The 14,900-nt window shown below is 61.8% G+C and carries 11 protein-coding genes; 8 read left to right on the top strand and 3 right to left on the bottom strand.

The genetic code is table 11. From position 1 onward, the window contains the following. The first annotated feature begins 160 nt into the window (after window positions 1-160). On the top strand, window positions 161-757 hold the full coding sequence (locus ACXAF5_RS00965) for an HD domain-containing protein (RefSeq protein WP_474945211.1): 597 nt from the start codon (window positions 161-163) through the stop codon (window positions 755-757). Between the two features lie 3 nt (window positions 758-760). Here ACXAF5_RS00965 and ACXAF5_RS00960 read toward each other — a convergent pair whose 3' ends face one another. From ACXAF5_RS00960 to ACXAF5_RS00950, 3 genes are all read right to left on the bottom strand, one after another. After that, a complete protein-coding gene (locus ACXAF5_RS00960) occupies window positions 761-1,978 on the bottom strand; it encodes a glycosyltransferase 61 family protein (protein ID WP_474945210.1) in 1,218 nt (405 codons plus the stop codon). A gap of 9 nt (window positions 1,979-1,987) precedes the next feature. Beyond that, window positions 1,988-2,542 carry an ActR/PrrA/RegA family redox response regulator transcription factor gene (locus ACXAF5_RS00955; protein WP_239322251.1) on the bottom strand — a complete coding sequence of 185 codons (555 nt, stop codon included), beginning with the start codon at window positions 2,540-2,542 and terminating at the stop codon, window positions 1,988-1,990. Between the two features lie 80 nt (window positions 2,543-2,622). Continuing rightward, complete coding sequence (locus ACXAF5_RS00950; protein ID WP_239364219.1) at window positions 2,623-3,243, bottom strand: SCO family protein; 621 nt, start codon at window positions 3,241-3,243, stop codon at window positions 2,623-2,625. A gap of 119 nt (window positions 3,244-3,362) precedes the next feature. Here ACXAF5_RS00950 and regB point away from each other — a divergent pair, with 119 nt between their 5' ends. The 7 genes from regB (at window position 3,363) to addA (ending at window position 14,883) form a co-directional block, all read left to right on the top strand. Continuing rightward, window positions 3,363-4,760, top strand: coding sequence for a sensor histidine kinase RegB (regB, locus tag ACXAF5_RS00945; protein WP_474945209.1), 1,398 nt, complete (start codon window positions 3,363-3,365; stop codon window positions 4,758-4,760). Between the two features lie 85 nt (window positions 4,761-4,845). After that, complete coding sequence (locus ACXAF5_RS00940; protein ID WP_474945208.1) at window positions 4,846-6,396, top strand: PAS-domain containing protein; 1,551 nt, start codon at window positions 4,846-4,848, stop codon at window positions 6,394-6,396. A 41-nt stretch (window positions 6,397-6,437) separates the two neighbouring features. Beyond that, window positions 6,438-6,914, top strand: coding sequence for a tRNA (adenosine(37)-N6)-threonylcarbamoyltransferase complex ATPase subunit type 1 TsaE (gene tsaE, locus ACXAF5_RS00935; RefSeq protein ID WP_474945207.1), 477 nt, complete (start codon window positions 6,438-6,440; stop codon window positions 6,912-6,914). Continuing rightward, a complete protein-coding gene (locus ACXAF5_RS00930) occupies window positions 6,911-7,909 on the top strand; it encodes an aminoglycoside phosphotransferase family protein (protein WP_474945206.1) in 999 nt (332 codons plus the stop codon). Before tsaE ends, ACXAF5_RS00930 begins: the two co-directional genes overlap by 4 nt. Continuing rightward, complete coding sequence (locus ACXAF5_RS00925) at window positions 7,906-8,595, top strand: nucleotidyltransferase family protein (RefSeq protein WP_474945205.1); 690 nt, start codon at window positions 7,906-7,908, stop codon at window positions 8,593-8,595. The genes ACXAF5_RS00930 and ACXAF5_RS00925 overlap by 4 nt, the downstream gene beginning before the upstream one ends. After that, window positions 8,588-11,521 carry a double-strand break repair protein AddB gene (addB, locus tag ACXAF5_RS00920; protein ID WP_474945204.1) on the top strand — a complete coding sequence of 978 codons (2,934 nt, stop codon included), beginning with the start codon at window positions 8,588-8,590 and terminating at the stop codon, window positions 11,519-11,521. Before ACXAF5_RS00925 ends, addB begins: the two co-directional genes overlap by 8 nt. After that, on the top strand, window positions 11,518-14,883 hold the full coding sequence (gene addA / locus ACXAF5_RS00915; protein ID WP_474945203.1) for a double-strand break repair helicase AddA: 3,366 nt from the start codon (window positions 11,518-11,520) through the stop codon (window positions 14,881-14,883). The genes addB and addA overlap by 4 nt, the downstream gene beginning before the upstream one ends. Window positions 14,884-14,900 lie beyond the last annotated feature (17 nt).

Below are 14,900 nucleotides of genomic sequence, written 5' to 3'. Positions count from 1 at the left end.
TCTGAACTGGCCTGTATCAACCAGCGCCAACAACAACTCATCGTTTCCGGATGTGAGGATTTATGGAGATTTCACGCCGGTTTTGCCCAGACATTGTGGGTTTGCAACCGGCTGACGACGGGGGTAGCTAGTGCCCAGCGCGACAACGACGGATGACCTCATGCCCCCTAAATCACCTCGTGCCTGGCAACGAATGCTGTCCGGGCGCCGCCTTGATCTGCTGGACCCGACGCCGGTCGACATCGAGATCGAGGATATAGCGCACGGACTGGCCTTTGTGGCGCGCTGGAACGGGCAGACGCGCGGGGATTTTGCCTATTCCGTCGCCGAACATTCGCTGCTGGTGGAGGATATTCACGGTCGTATGTATCCCAAGGCACCAGTCAAATGGAAACTTGCGGCGCTTTTGCACGATGCGCCGGAATATGTGATCGGCGACATGATTTCGCCGGTCAAGGCGGCGATCGGCTCCGGCTATGGAGAGCTGGATGCGCGGCTGACCTCGGCGATCCACATCCGGTTCGGCCTGCCGGCCGCGCTTCCCAAAACGGTCAAGGCGCAGATCAAACGCGCGGACAAGGTCTCCGCCTGGATGGAAGCGGTCCAGATCGCCGGATTTTCAGAGGCCGAGGCGACGAAATTCTTCGGCAGACCCAATGCCGAGTTGATCGAGGGTTTGGAGATTCACCTGCGCCCGCCCGTCGAGGTACGTCGGGATTTTGTCAGCCGTCACGAGGCGCTGTTGCATCAGCTCTGACAGTCATCCGTCATTCTGTGCGGCCTGCCGGGCTTCGCGCCGCGCGCGCCGTGCCGCGCGGCGGGCACGACGTTCTGCGCGCTCCTGCTCCTCGCGCGCCTTGCGAAACTCTGGCGACTCGACAAAACGGTGGCTCTTGATGCCCTTGTCCCTGAGCAGCTGTTGGCGTGCAGCGTCATCCAGCACTGGCCAGTTTTTACCGCCCTTGATGAACCCGCCGGCCTTCAGCGCCCGTCCGATCACGGAATGGTCCAGCTCTCCGAAACTCAGGCGACTGGAGCGCTGCTTGCCCTTGGGCACCCATTCCGTGCGCAGGGCGCCGATCACCAGGGGATCACATTTGCAGAAGTGCCGTACATTGTCGGTCAGCAAGGTATGCGCGGTCGACTTGCGCCGCAGCACCATTGCCACCTTCTGGTCCGGCCGTCCCACCATCGCATAGAGATGCAGCGCGGAGCCATCAGCCGCGATGATCTTCCGCGCCGCCTTGTAACGCGCCAGTTGTGCGGAAAGGCTGTGCTCCTGAGGGTGGAAAATCTCGTAGCCTTCGGCCGCGAGATAGGCTTCCATCTGCTCTTCCCCGAGGAGCCCGCCTTTGCCAAGCCCAAGTTTCGAGCGCGAAATATAGAGTTTCTCCGGCCCCTCGGGGGGAATATCGCGGGCGAACTGCGCGTGAATGGCATTGCGATAGCTGCGTGTTGCCTGGGTGATTTCGCCCAGTCCGAAACCCTGCCCGGGCACCACCAGTTCCTGAACTCGGGACGGCTCCGCCGCCACGCGCACCGGCAGGCCCGGCTGCATCAAATGGACGAACTCGGACTGAAATCCGCGCACCTGGTCCCCCACGGCGGGCCGTTTGGGGATGAACAACACACCATCCACCGGCGCATCCAGATTGGCCAGCGCCCAGAGACGGGCAGTGCTCTCCACCAGGAAATGCCCGAAATGCGCCCAGAGCACCCCCCCCCAGAGCCAGCGCCCGGAGATTTCCTGTGAAATCTCCTTCGGCATATCCGGTTCGGTGGTTATGGGGCGGTGTCGCCGCCACAGGGCGCCCTCGGGGCAATAGCTGCCGTCCGCGTGCAACAGCCCCGCAGCTTGCACCATTCCGCTCTCGACCGGTGGCACAACGGTGACATTGCGCAACACCGTCGTCTCCTCGGACCAGCCGCCCTTGGGTGAAGGACGGTTCAATGGATCGGGCTCGCCGGATGTGCGCATGCGCTGACCTTACTTGGGGCTGCGTTTGGCAAGAATGCGCTGCAAGGTCCTGCGATGCATGTTCAGACGCCGCGCGGTTTCCGAGACATTGCGATCACAGAGCTCATACACCCGCTGAATATGCTCCCAGCGCACACGATCCGCACTCATCGGATTCTCCGGCGGCGGCGGCAGGGCGTCATCGCCGGCCAGCAGCGCATTGGTGATGTCGGTCGCATCCGCCGGTTTGGACAGGTAATCCGTCGCCCCGATCTTGACCGCCGCAACGGCCGTGGCGATCGCGCCATAGCCGGTCAACACGACGATGCGGCTGTCGGGGCGTTTCTCCCGCAGCACCTCGACCACATCAAGACCATTGCCATCTTCAAGGCGCAGATCCACCACCGCATAGGCGGGGGGCCGCGCGGTTACGATCGCTTGCCCGGAGGCCACGGAATCCGCTGTCTCCACGGCAAAGCCGCGTTTCTCCATCGCCTTGGCCAGACGGCGCAGAAACGGTTCGTCATCATCGACCAAGAGGAGCGAGGGGTCAGGTCCAACCTCGGACTGAACTGCTTCGGCCATTCACTTTCCTTCCAGCGTCAAACGCATTTGTTTCCAGAGATATTACGTCCCGCAAGCAAAACGTCAAATCTCCACCGGCATCAGCTGTTGTCGATGAAACAGGCCACACGGTCGGCCATCTGCTCCGGCGTCACATCACGGCGGAAGAAATCCACAAAGCCATGCTCGGGCAGCACCAGATAGGACATGGTGGTGTGATCCACGAGATAGTAATCCTCATCGCCCTCCTGCGCCTTGTAATAGGTCTTGTAGGCCTGGCTTGCAGCCTTGACCTGCTCTGGCGATCCGGTCAGGCCGATCATCTTTTCATGCAGGTTATAGGCAAAATCGCCAACAACTTCGGGTGTGTCGCGCTTGGGATCGATCGAGATGAAGACCGGCGTGGTGGAGTAGCCACGCTCGTTCAGCACATCCACCGCCTCTGCATTGCGGGCCGTATCCAGCGGGCAGACATCGGGACAGAAGGTATAGCCAAAATAGAGGATCGAGGGTTCCGTGATCACATCAGCGTCAGTGACCGTCTCTCCCTTTGCATTCACCAGTTCGAAGGGCCCGCCGATCGCATCGGTGCCACCCGCAACGCTGCTGGCACGGCATTGGGCAAAGCTATCGCCGGATCCTCCGCGCAAGGTCATGTACCAGATCCCCCCCAACAGGGCGACGACGCCGGCAAACGCCAGAATTGCAATGTTTCGAACCATGTCTCGTTTCCTCATTGAGCCCAGCGGGACAAGCACGCAGGGAAAACGTGCCGCAGTTGATCCCGATCCGCGCCAGACCTATCAACAATTACCGGCGATGCAACGGGAGCAAACGTCACATGAGTGAGACCACCTTTGGACTGATGTCCGGCCAGGAACGCAGCCACTGGATCCGGCTGCGCACATTGATCGTGCTGCGCTGGGTGGCGATCGTCGGACAGGCCACTGCCATTGGCGTGGCTCAGATGCAGTACGACCTCCAGCTGTCGGTTCTGCCTTGCTATCTGGCGATCGGGATTTCCGCACTGGCCAATCTGGTCGCGCTGATCGTGTTCCCCGAAAACAAGCGCCTGACGGAGTTCCAGAACTTCCTGATGGTGCTGTTTGACCTGCTGCAACTGTGCTTCCTGCTCTATATGACCGGCGGGCTGAACAACCCCTTTGCCTTGCTCGTGCTTGGCCCGGTGACAATCTCAGCCTCGGTGATGGGGCTGCGCTCGACGCTCATTATCGGCACCAGTGCGATCATCCTGGTTTCGCTGCTGGTGCCGTTCCACATGCCGCTCGAAACCGCGCAGGGAGAGATCCTGCACATGCCGACCTTGTTCGTGTTCGGACACTGGGCGGCACTGATCATCGCGATTCTGTTCATTGGCGCCTATTCCTATCGGATCAGCGCCGAGATTCGGTCGATGTCGGACGCATTGGCCGCCACCCAGTTTGCCCTGTCCCGCGAACAGAAGCTCACCGATTTGGGTGGCGTCATCGCGGCGGCAGCGCATGAGTTGGGCACCCCGCTGGCCACCATCAAGCTCACCAGCTCTGAACTGATCGAAGAGCTGGACGATCATCCGGATCTGCAGGAGGACGCGCGATTGATCCGCGAGCAGGCTGACCGTTGCCGTGACATCCTGCGCAGCATGGGACGGGCGGGAAAGGATGATCTGCACCTGCGTCAGACCCCGCTGTCCGCCCTGGTGCACGAGGCTGCGGAGCCGCATTTTGATCGCGGCAAGGACATTCATTTCAGCGAACACCCCGCGGCGGGGGACGACCTGCACCAGCCCAGCGTTCTGCGCAAACCGGAGATCATTCACGGGCTGCGCAACCTGGTTCAGAACGCTGTGGATTTTGCACAGGCCAAGGTCTGGATCGAACTGCATTGGAGCGAGGACAGCGTGTCGGTGCGGATCTGCGATGATGGCAACGGGTTTCCGGGGCACCTGCTCGGGCGGCTTGGCGATCCGTTCATGCGCCGGCGCGCACCGCATGCGGATCGCGGCAAACGCCCGGAATACGAAGGCATGGGGCTTGGCCTGTTCATCGCAAAAACACTGCTGGAGCGCACCGGCGCCAGGCTGGAGTTTGCCAATGGACGGGATGTGCGCATTTCGCAAAACCTGACACCGACGCAGCAAGGCGCGCTGATCACCGTCACCTGGCCGCGCCGCAAGATCGATGCGATCCACGGCGATACCCCGGTTCCGTCCGGAGAAAATATTCCCATACAGTTTTAAGTATTCACTTTTGGGAAACCAATTAAACTTCGTTTAACCATTGTGGGGGAACATACGCTCAAGGAGAACAAGCGAGGCAGTGTCCATGCAGAATTTGATGTCCGTAGAGTGGTTCGTTCTGGTGACCCTATGTATCGCCAGCGCCGCGGTCGCCGTCTGGTTCCTCAGCCCCCGCACCGAGCGCAAGGGAATGGAACATGATCTGCTGATTGCAGACGGTCGCACAGACGCCGTGTTTCTGTTTGACGATCAGACCCTGATCGCCTGGTCCTCTGGCGCGCGAAAATTCCTGGGCGACGATGCCGAGAGCTTCAGCTGGACAAAACTGCGCGACAAGCTTTCGCGCAGTTACCCGGGCCTGCCGCAATCTCCGGGATTCCTACGCGATGTCGGCTCCCTGACGCTTTCGGGCACCGCAGAGGCAGATAGCCGAGAAGCACATTGCGAATGGATCGATGGCGTCACCCGGGTGCAGCTGCGCCGCAGCGCCTCGGAGCTTGGCCAATCCGGCGACGATCAGGAGCTGACCACCCTGCGGGCAGCCGTGCATCAGGCGCCCTATCCGGTCTGGCTGCAATCGGACGATGCCCGTGTCACCTGGACCAATCTCGCCTATGACCGGCTGAACCAGAAAATCCGGGGGCGCGGCAATGACACCTCTGCACCGCTGTTTCCCAATCTTGATGCCCCGATGAACAGTGGCCGCGCGGAGCGGATCTCTGTCGAATTGCCTGAGACCGACAAGAAGCTCTGGTACAATGTGTCTACCACCGAGACCGAAGCGGGCTGGTTGTGCCATGCGATGGATGTGAACGCCGTGGTGGACGCCGAAGTCGCCCAGCGCAATTTCGTGCAGACCTTGGCCAAGACCTTTGCCCAGCTGTCGATCGGCCTTGCGATCTTTGACCGCAATCGGCAACTGGTGCTGTTCAACCCGGTATTGATCGACCTGACCGCGCTGCCCGCCAGTTTTCTCAGCTCGCGGCCAAACATGATGTCCTTCTTCGACCGCCTCCGCGACCAGCGCATGATGCCGGAACCAAAGAATTACTCCAGCTGGCGGCACCAGATGGCCGATCTGCTCGAAGCGGCGGCAGAGGGACGCTATCAGGAAACCTGGTCCCTGCCGTCCGGCTCGGTCTACTCGGTGTCCGGCCGTCCGCATCCCGATGGGGCCATTGCCTTCCTGTTCGAAGACATCACCGCAGAGATCACGCTGACCCGTCAATTCCGCTCTGAACTGGAACTTGGCCAGTCGATCCTGGATCACATGGACGACGCCTTTGCGGTTTTTGGCACCGACGGCAACATGGTCTACTCCAACACGGCCTACCACAAGATGTGGAAAACCGATCCCGAGGCGAGCTTTGCCAGGATCACCGTGACCGATGCCTGCCGCACCTGGCAGGAACTGTCCGGACCAACCCCGACCTGGGGCGAAATTCGCGACTTCATCGCCGGTGGAACGGAGGATCGGTCGGATTGGTGGTCGCGCGTGAACATGCGAAACGGCGATCAATTGCTCTGCCGGGTGCAATCGCTTCAGAACGGGTCCACCATGGTGCGTTTCCAGCAGGTTGGACTGCCCCTCGCCCCGCCGGAAGATGAGCGTTTCGCGGCCTCCAGAGAAGGCTGAACCCGCTTGCGGAGCCCTGCGCGCAACGTCATTGTGGCGCCATGACACAAAGCTCTGCGACCTGCCGGCTGCCCAGCAGCGAGGCAACTTCAGAATTGGCCCAAACCATCGCCCGGATCCTCGTTCCGGGCGATGTTGTCTTGCTTGACGGGCCGATCGGCGCTGGAAAAACCCATTTCGCCCGCAGCCTGATCCAATCGCTCATGGAGGTGCCCGAGGATGTGCCCTCCCCCACCTTCACGCTGGTGCAAACCTATGAGGTGCCCACGGGTGAGCTGTGGCATGCGGACCTCTACCGGCTGTCCCATGTGGACGAGGTCGAGGAACTCGGGTTGATCGCCGCCCTTGACGACGCAATCTGCCTGATCGAATGGCCGGAGAAACTCGAAGATCTGCGCCCCGAAAACGCCCTCACGCTGCGCTTCTCACTGGACAGGGACAGCGAGGACGCGCGGCAGATGGAGCTTGTCTGGAGCGCGGACAAATGGGACTCGCGGCTGAAAGGGATCATGCCATGACCACGCGCAAGAGCGAAATCGACAGCTTTCTGGCGGCACATGGCTACGCGGGCTGGAACGTCACCCCGCTTGCCGGAGATGCCTCCAGCCGCCGCTATCAGCGGCTGACCTCCACCGGTGGCACACCTGCGGTCCTGATGGATTGGCCCCCCGCAGATGGCGGCGATACCCGGCCCTTTGCAGAGCTTGCGGAAGACCTGCGCGCGCGTGGCGTATCCGCGCCGGAGATCCTGGCAGCGGATCACGCAAGGGGCCTGCTGCTGATCGAGGATCTGGGCGACGCGCTGTTCACGGAGGTGATCGCTGCTGATGCGACCGCCGAACTGCCGCTTTACCGCGCGGCTGTAGATCTGCTGGTGCATCTTCATGACACCCCAGCGCCGGCCCTGCCCCCGCTCGGGCCGCGGATCATGGCGGAAATGACCGGGCTTGCCTTCAGTGAGTACCGCAGCGCCATCCTCGGCGATCCCGCAGAGGCGGCCCGTATTCGGTTCGAGAACAGGTTCGAGGATATCCTGCGCAACCACCTGCAAGGCGACATGGTGTTTGTGCATCGCGATTTTCACGCCCAGAACCTGCTCTGGCTGCCAGAACGGGACGGGATTGCCAAAGTCGGGGTCATCGACTTTCAGGACGCCAAAGCCGGTCATCGCGCCTATGATCTGGTGTCACTGTTGCAGGACGCGCGCCGCGACGTCCCGGCTGGTGTCGAGATGCAGATGATCGACCATTACATCCGCGCAACCGGCGTCGAGGAGGCAAGCTTCCGCAGCGCCTATACGGTGACGGGCGTTCAGCGCAATATGCGTATCCTCGGCATCTTTGCGCGCCTGTCGCAGCAGTTTGGCAAACACCACTATATCGACCTTGTGCCGCGCGTCTGGGATCATTTCGAACGCGGACTGAACCACCCCGCCCTCGCCAGCGTGGCGGAGGAGTTGCTCTCCGCCCTGCCCGCCCCAACACCCGAGGCCATGGAGAGGCTGCGCGCATGACTGCTCCAACTGCTGTTATGATCTTTGCTGCCGGATTTGGCACCCGCATGGGTGCACTCACCGCCGACAGACCAAAGCCGATGATCCCCGTGGCAGGGCGGCCGCTGATTGATCATGCGCTGGATCTGGTCTCTGACATCACGCCCCAGCGCGTTGTTATCAATACGCATTACAAGGCCGAGGTTCTGGCGACCCATCTTGAGGGGCGTGAGGTCCTCATCAGTCATGAGGGGAACGAAATCCTTGATACTGGTGGTGGGCTGAAACAAGCGCGCCCCCTGCTCGATGCGACCTGCAGCTATACGCTGAACCCCGATGTTGCATGGCGCGGGCCCAATCCTCTCGTGGTGCTGCGGGACGCTTGGCGACCGGAACACATGGATGCGCTGTTGCTCTGCGTGCCGACCACGCGCGCCGTGGGGCGACTGGGGGCCGGAGATTTCACCGCAAGCAACGCAGGTCACATCACCCGTGGTGGCGATCTCGTCTACACCGGTGCGCAGATCATCAAACTCGACCAGCTCGATCGCGTGACTGAAAAGGTTTTCTCCCTCAATGCCTTGTGGGACCTTCTCATTCCCGACGCACGCGTCTCGGCGGTTGAATACCCCGGCCACTGGTGCGACGTGGGCCGCCCCGAAGGCATCGCATTGGCCGAAGACATGATGGCACGCGCAGATGTTTGACCCCAGCCAGACCACACCACGTCTGTTCGCCGTTCCTTGCGGTGTGGATTTCCCCCGCGCGCTTGTGGATGGGCTGAGCCAGCGATTTGCAGATCAGCCGCCAGAGGCGCTGGCCCGGGTTGAGCTGATCCTGAACACCGAACGCATGCAGCGCCGAGTGCGTCACCTGTTCGACAGTGGCCCGGCGCGGCTTTTGCCACGTATCTCTCTGCTCTCAGGCCTCAGCAGACAGGCCAATCTACGCGGTCTGCCCCCGGCATTGCCGCCCCTGCGCCGCCGGTTGGAGCTGTCACAACTGATTGCAAAACTCCTTGATGCGCAACCCGATCTGGCGGCGCGCTCGTCGCTCTATGATCTCTCAGACAGTCTGGCCGAGTTGATCGACGAGATGCAAAGCGAAGGCGTGACAACAGATCAGATCCGCGCGCTGGATGTGTCGGATATGTCCGGGCACTGGAAACGCGCGCAGGACTTCATCGGCATCGCCGATCAGTTTGTCGAAATGCACGAAGGCGCGCTCGATGTGAATGCGCGGCAACGGCAGGTGGTTCTGGATCTGATTGCGGAGTGGGAACACACGCCGCCGCAACACCCCATCATCCTGGCAGGCTCCACCGGTTCGCGCGGCACCACGCTGTTGCTGATGGAAGCCATTGCGCGCCTGCCACAGGGCGCCGTGGTCCTGCCGGGGTTCGATTTTGACCAACCAGAGGAGGTCTGGGACAGTCTGGCCGACGGGTTGGTTGCAGAAGATCATCCGCAATACCGGTTTTTCAAGTTGATGCGTGATCTTGATCTGCGCCCGCGCGACATTCGCGCTTGGGTCGATACGAAACCCGTATCCCCACCGCGCAACAAGTTGATTTCGCTGGCTCTGCGCCCCGCGCCCGTGACCGATGCATGGATGAGCGAGGGCCCGCATCTGACCGATCTGGACCAAGCCACAGGCGCGTTGACGCTCATCGAGGCCACAAGCCCCCGCAGCGAGGCCTTGGCAATTGCACTGCGTCTGCGTCAGGCTGCCGAGGACGGGCAGACGGCGGCATTGATCACACCGGATCGGATGCTCACCCGTCAGGTCTCTGCCGCGCTGGATCGCTGGAACATCCTGCCGGACGATTCCGCGGGTCTGCCGCTACAGCTGTCGCCACCGGGTCGGTTCCTACGGCACGTGGCGGATCTGTTTTGCCTGCCCTTGCAGGCCGATATGCTGCTGACACTGCTGAAACACCCGTTAACCAACTCTGGGGAGTCGCGTGGTCACCACTTGAAGCAGACACGCGAGCTAGAGCTCAGCCTCCGAAAATACGGCCCCCCATTTCCTGACGAAAATTCACTTCGCAAATTCGGGCTGACCCGAGGGGCAATTCCCGAATGGGCGGAATGGGTCGCGACAACGTTTACAGGACGTGAAACCTCCGGACCTCTTAAACTAACCGGCTGGGTTGCAACATTACGAGCGACCGCTGAGAAGATCGCGCGCGGTTATCAACATTCCGATGCTGGCGAACTCTGGGACAAGAAGGCCGGGCGCAAGGCGCTTGAGATTTTTGAAGAGCTTGAAGCCGAAGCGCCCCACGGCGGCGAGATGACCGCCCGCGATTTTGCGGACCTCCTGGGCGCGCTGCTGTCACAAGGCGAAGTGCGCGATCGCGATGCGCCCTATGGGTCTATCATGATCTGGGGCACTCTGGAGGCACGGGTGCAAGGTGCTGATCTGGTCATCCTTGGCGGGCTGAATGAGGGCAGCTGGCCCGAGGCCGCAAGCCCCGATCCATGGCTCAACCGCAAACTGCGCCACGAGGCCGGTTTGCTCCTGCCAGAGCGGCGCATTGGTCTGTCGGCGCATGATTTTCAGCAGGCGGTCGCGGCACCCGAAGTCTGGCTCACCCGTGCGGTGAGGTCCGAAGAGGCCGACACAGTGCCCTCGCGTTGGCTCAATCGAATGACCAACCTCCTGGGTGGGTTGCCGGATCAGGGTGGTCAGGCCGCGCTGTCCGCGATGCGCATGCGGGGGCAGGTCTGGCAGGATTGGGCCAGCGTTCTGGATGCGCCGCAGCCCTCGCCGCTCAGCCCCCGGCCCTCGCCGCGCCCGCCGGTTGCAGCAAGGCCACGTCGTCTGACGGTGACGGAGATCCCCAAACTGATCCGCGACCCTTATGCGATCTACGCCAAACACGTGTTGCGGCTGAAACCTGTGGACCCTTTATTGCAGGAACCAGACGCCCTGCTGCGCGGTACCATCATCCATAAGGTGCTGGAAGATTTTATAAAATCCGCTCAGGAACAGCCAGAGATCCTCACCGCCCGTGCGTTTATCGAGCAATCACAGCGCATCCTGGAGGCGGAGGTGCCATGGCCGGTTGCCCGCACGCTCTGGCTGACACGCTTGAAAAAAGTAGCGGAGGATTTTGTCTCTGGTGAGCGAGAGCGCCAATTGCGTGCCCGCCCGTCGGGGTTTGAGAAATCCGGTCAGGTCCGCCTGGATCCCCTCGATTTCGAGATTGCCGCCAAGGCCGACAGGATTGATGTGGATGAACGCGGCATGCTGCATCTTTATGACTATAAAACCGGGGATCCGCCCTCGGAAAAGCAACAGAAATCCTTTGAAAAACAGCTGTTGATCGAGACCGCCATGGCAGAGCAAGGCGCATTCGAGGACTATGGTGCAGCACGGGTGGAACGGTCCCTCTACATCGGGCTGAAGCCTCCGGTGAAAGAGGTCGCAGCCCCTATTCTGGATGAACCACCCGCCAAGGTCTGGGAAGAGTTGCGCAGCCTGATCGAGGCCTATTTTGACGCCGAACAGGGCTACAGCAGCCGCCGCATGGTGCACCGGGATGACTTTGCCGGGGATTACGACCACCTCGCCCGCTACGGCGAATGGGATCGCAGCTCGGACCCTGTGCCGGAGGATTTGACATGAGCCGCAACGCCGCGTCCGAGGCACAGTTTCGCGCCGCCCGCCCCGATGCCTCCACATGGCTTGCGGCCAATGCCGGATCGGGCAAGACCAAGGTTCTGACCGACCGGGTTGCACGGCTGCTGCTGCGCGGGGTGGAACCGCAACATATTCTCTGCCTGACCTACACCAAGGCCGCCGCGAGCGAGATGCAAAACCGGCTGTTTCAGCGTTTGGGGGAATGGGCGATGCTGCCCGATGCCAAACTGCGCGCAGCACTGGTGGACCTTGGTGCCGAAGATGCCTCTGTCGGGGATGGGCTGGCGCAGGCACGCACCCTCTTTGCGCGCGCGATCGAGACGCCCGGTGGTCTCAAGATCCAGACCATTCACTCGTTCTGTTCATCGCTCCTGCGCCGTTTCCCGCTGGAGGCCGGTGTCAGCCCGCAGTTTTCCGAAATGGAAGATCGCGCGGCCGCCATGCTGCGTGCGGAAATAACCGAGGATATGGCGCAAGGCCCCGACGCGCATGTGGTTGAGGCTGCGTCCTTTCATATCGGAGGTCTGGATTTTGAGAGCCTGACAGCCGAAATTTGCCGCAGGCAAGCCGGGTTCGACCCAGACCTCGACCGCAATGCGCTGGGTGAAGTGTTCGAGCTGCCTGCTGGCTATGATCTGGAGGCGCTGAGAGCCGAGGTGTTTCTCGGCAATGAGGCCGACATTCTGTCGCGCACCATCGAGATGCTCAAGACTGGCGGGGCGACGGATGCCAAGAACGCCGAGAAACTCGCGCGGATTTCCTCCGTCACGCCCGAGGTCCTGCCCATTCTGGAGGATGTGTTCCTCACCGGGAAAAGCGCAAAAGCCCCCTTCAGCGCCAAGATCGGCAGCTTTCCCACCAAGAAACTGCGCGAAAGCCATGGCGCGCTGATGGATCAGCTGGAGCCCTTCATGGCGCGGGTCGAAACAGCCCGCCCCCGTCGTCTTGCGCTGGATGCGATGGAGAAATCGCTCGTCCTGCACGATTTTGCCCGGGTGTTCCTACCGGAATATGAGCGGCGCAAGCAGCTGCGGGGCTGGCTTGATTTCGACGACCTGATCGTCAAGGCCCGCAACCTTTTGAATGATCCCGCGGTGGCGGCTTGGGTGCTCTATCGTCTGGACGGCGGCATCGACCATATCCTTGTGGACGAGGCGCAGGACACCAGCCCGGTGCAATGGGATGTGGTGGAAAAACTGGCGCAGGAGTTCACCGCCGGCGAAGGCGCCCGCGCCGATGTCGAGCGCACCATTTTTGTGGTCGGCGACAAGAAACAGTCGATCTATTCCTTTCAGGGCGCGGACCCGGATGCCTTTGATCGCATGCAGGCGGAGTTCGGTCGCAGGCTGGAGGACACCGGCGAGGGCTTGCAGAACGCAAGCCTTGCGTTTTCGTTCCGCTCCTCTGCGGCGATCCTTGGTCTGGTTGACGTGGTGTTTGATGGTCAGGACCGGGCCGGGTTTGCGCGCGACGCCAAACACCAGGCGTTTAAATCCGACCTGCCGGGCCGGGTGGACCTGTGGCCGCTGGTGGAAAAGACAGAGGATGAGGAAGACCGCGACTGGACGGACCCGGTCGACCGCCCAAGCCCACGCCACCATTCCGTAATCCTCGCCGAACGGATCGCCGGGCAGATCAAGGAGATGATCGACAGCGGCGTCACCATTCCAGAAGATGGCCCCGAGCGTGGTACCTTCCAGCGCCGCCCCGTACATGCGGGCGATTTCCTGATCCTTGTGCAGCGCCGGTCGGATCTGTTTTCCGAGATCATTCGCGCCTGCAAGGCCGCCGGGCTGCCAATCGCGGGCGCTGACCGCCTCAAGGTTGGGGCAGAGCTGGCGGTGAAGGATATTGCAGCCTTGCTGCGATTCCTCGCGCTGCCCGAGGATTCCCTGTCACTTGCCGAAGCCCTGAAATCGCCGATCTTTGGCTGGAGCGAGCAACAGCTCTTTGATCTTGCGCATCGACGCACAGAGATGCACCTCTGGCCTGCTTTGCGTGCGCGGTCTGAGGCATTCCCGGAAACCATGGCGATTCTCGATGATCTTCGCGGTCAGGCGGATTTCCTGCGCCCCTATGATCTGATCGAACGTATCCTGACCCGCCATCTGGGCCGTGCAAAATTGCTGGGGCGTCTGGGCACCGAGGCTGAGGATGGCATCAATGCGCTGTTGTCGCAGGCCTTGGCCTATGAACGCACGGAGGTGCCAAGCCTGACCGGGTTCCTTGTCTGGATGCAGACCGATGATCTGGAGATCAAGCGCCAGATGGGCGCTGCCAGTTCGATGATCCGGGTGATGTCGGTGCATGGCTCCAAGGGGCTGGAGGCTCCGATCGTGATCCTGCCCGACACCACCAAGCGCCGCCCCTCGCCCGCGCCAGAGGTGATGGAGGTCGAAGGCACGCCCCTATGGCGCATGAGCAGTGACCAGATGCCACCGGCCATGGATGCCGCCCGCGCGTTTGCGCAGGAAAAACAGGCCAACGAACGGTTGCGGTTGCTTTATGTCGCGCTGACGCGGGCGGAAAAATGGCTGATCGTGGCCGGGGCCGGTGATCTCGATAAGGGGGGAGAGAGCTGGTATCAGCGGGTTGAAGCGGCCCTAAAAACCATGGGCGCCCTGCCCTTTGACGCCCCCGGCGGAGAGGGCTTGCGGTGGGCGCATGGGGACTGGAATGCCCCGCCTTTTGTACCGTCCGATCTGACCGAAGAAGAAGAGATCACGCTGCCAGACGTCTTTCGCCGCGCAGCGCCCGCCTATGTGGCGCCCGCGACGACCCTGCGCCCGTCCGAAGATCTGGGCGGGGCCAAGGCCTTGCCCGGTGACAACGGCCTCAGCGAAGAAGAAGCCAAGGCCCGCGGCACAGCACTGCACCTCCTGCTCGAACATCTGCCGAATGTGCCGCAGGCAGAGTGGGACAGTCGCGCCGAACATATCGCGCACCATGATGACTGGCAGGCTCTGCTAGCGGAAGCGCAACGGGTTCTCAATGCCCCGGAGTGCAAGGAGGTATTCGCGCCGAACACGCTGGCCGAAGTGCCCATCACCGCAGATCTGGGTGAGACCCGCATGCATGGTGTCATCGACCGACTGGTGGTGACGCCAGACCGGGTGCTTGCGGTCGATTTCAAGTCCAACGCGGTTGTCCCCCAAAGCCCTGAAACCTGCCCCGAAGGTCTGTTGCGGCAGATGGGAGCCTATGACGCCGCACTGCGCCAGATCTATCCGGATCGCCAGATTGAGACCGCGATCCTCTGGACGCGCACTGCCACTCTGATGCCGCTTCCGGTCACCTTGATCACACAGGCGCGTGAACGCGCTGCTTTCCAGCGGCTGGAACCTTGACGCCGCTTGCTGGCGTC

The sequence above is a fragment of the Epibacterium sp. ABV4_022 genome (genome assembly GCF_056159345.1).
Note: the sequence above shows the minus strand (reverse complement) of the source record. Positions and strands in the feature narration are given on the sequence as shown.

Excerpts from the sequence above, each read along its gene's own strand:
- ACXAF5_RS00965 (WP_474945211.1), top strand. The coding sequence starts at position 161 with ATGCCCCCTAAATCACCTCGTGCCTGGCAACGAATGCTGTCCGGGCGC.
- ACXAF5_RS00960 (WP_474945210.1), bottom strand. The coding sequence starts at position 1,978 with ATGCGCACATCCGGCGAGCCCGATCCATTGAACCGTCCTTCACCCAAG.
- ACXAF5_RS00955 (WP_239322251.1), bottom strand. The coding sequence starts at position 2,542 with ATGGCCGAAGCAGTTCAGTCCGAGGTTGGACCTGACCCCTCGCTCCTC.
- ACXAF5_RS00950 (WP_239364219.1), bottom strand. The coding sequence starts at position 3,243 with ATGGTTCGAAACATTGCAATTCTGGCGTTTGCCGGCGTCGTCGCCCTG.
- regB (WP_474945209.1), top strand. The coding sequence starts at position 3,363 with ATGAGTGAGACCACCTTTGGACTGATGTCCGGCCAGGAACGCAGCCAC.
- ACXAF5_RS00940 (WP_474945208.1), top strand. The coding sequence starts at position 4,846 with ATGCAGAATTTGATGTCCGTAGAGTGGTTCGTTCTGGTGACCCTATGT.
- tsaE (WP_474945207.1), top strand. The coding sequence starts at position 6,438 with ATGACACAAAGCTCTGCGACCTGCCGGCTGCCCAGCAGCGAGGCAACT.
- ACXAF5_RS00930 (WP_474945206.1), top strand. The coding sequence starts at position 6,911 with ATGACCACGCGCAAGAGCGAAATCGACAGCTTTCTGGCGGCACATGGC.
- ACXAF5_RS00925 (WP_474945205.1), top strand. The coding sequence starts at position 7,906 with ATGACTGCTCCAACTGCTGTTATGATCTTTGCTGCCGGATTTGGCACC.
- addB (WP_474945204.1), top strand. The coding sequence starts at position 8,588 with ATGTTTGACCCCAGCCAGACCACACCACGTCTGTTCGCCGTTCCTTGC.
- addA (WP_474945203.1), top strand. The coding sequence starts at position 11,518 with ATGAGCCGCAACGCCGCGTCCGAGGCACAGTTTCGCGCCGCCCGCCCC.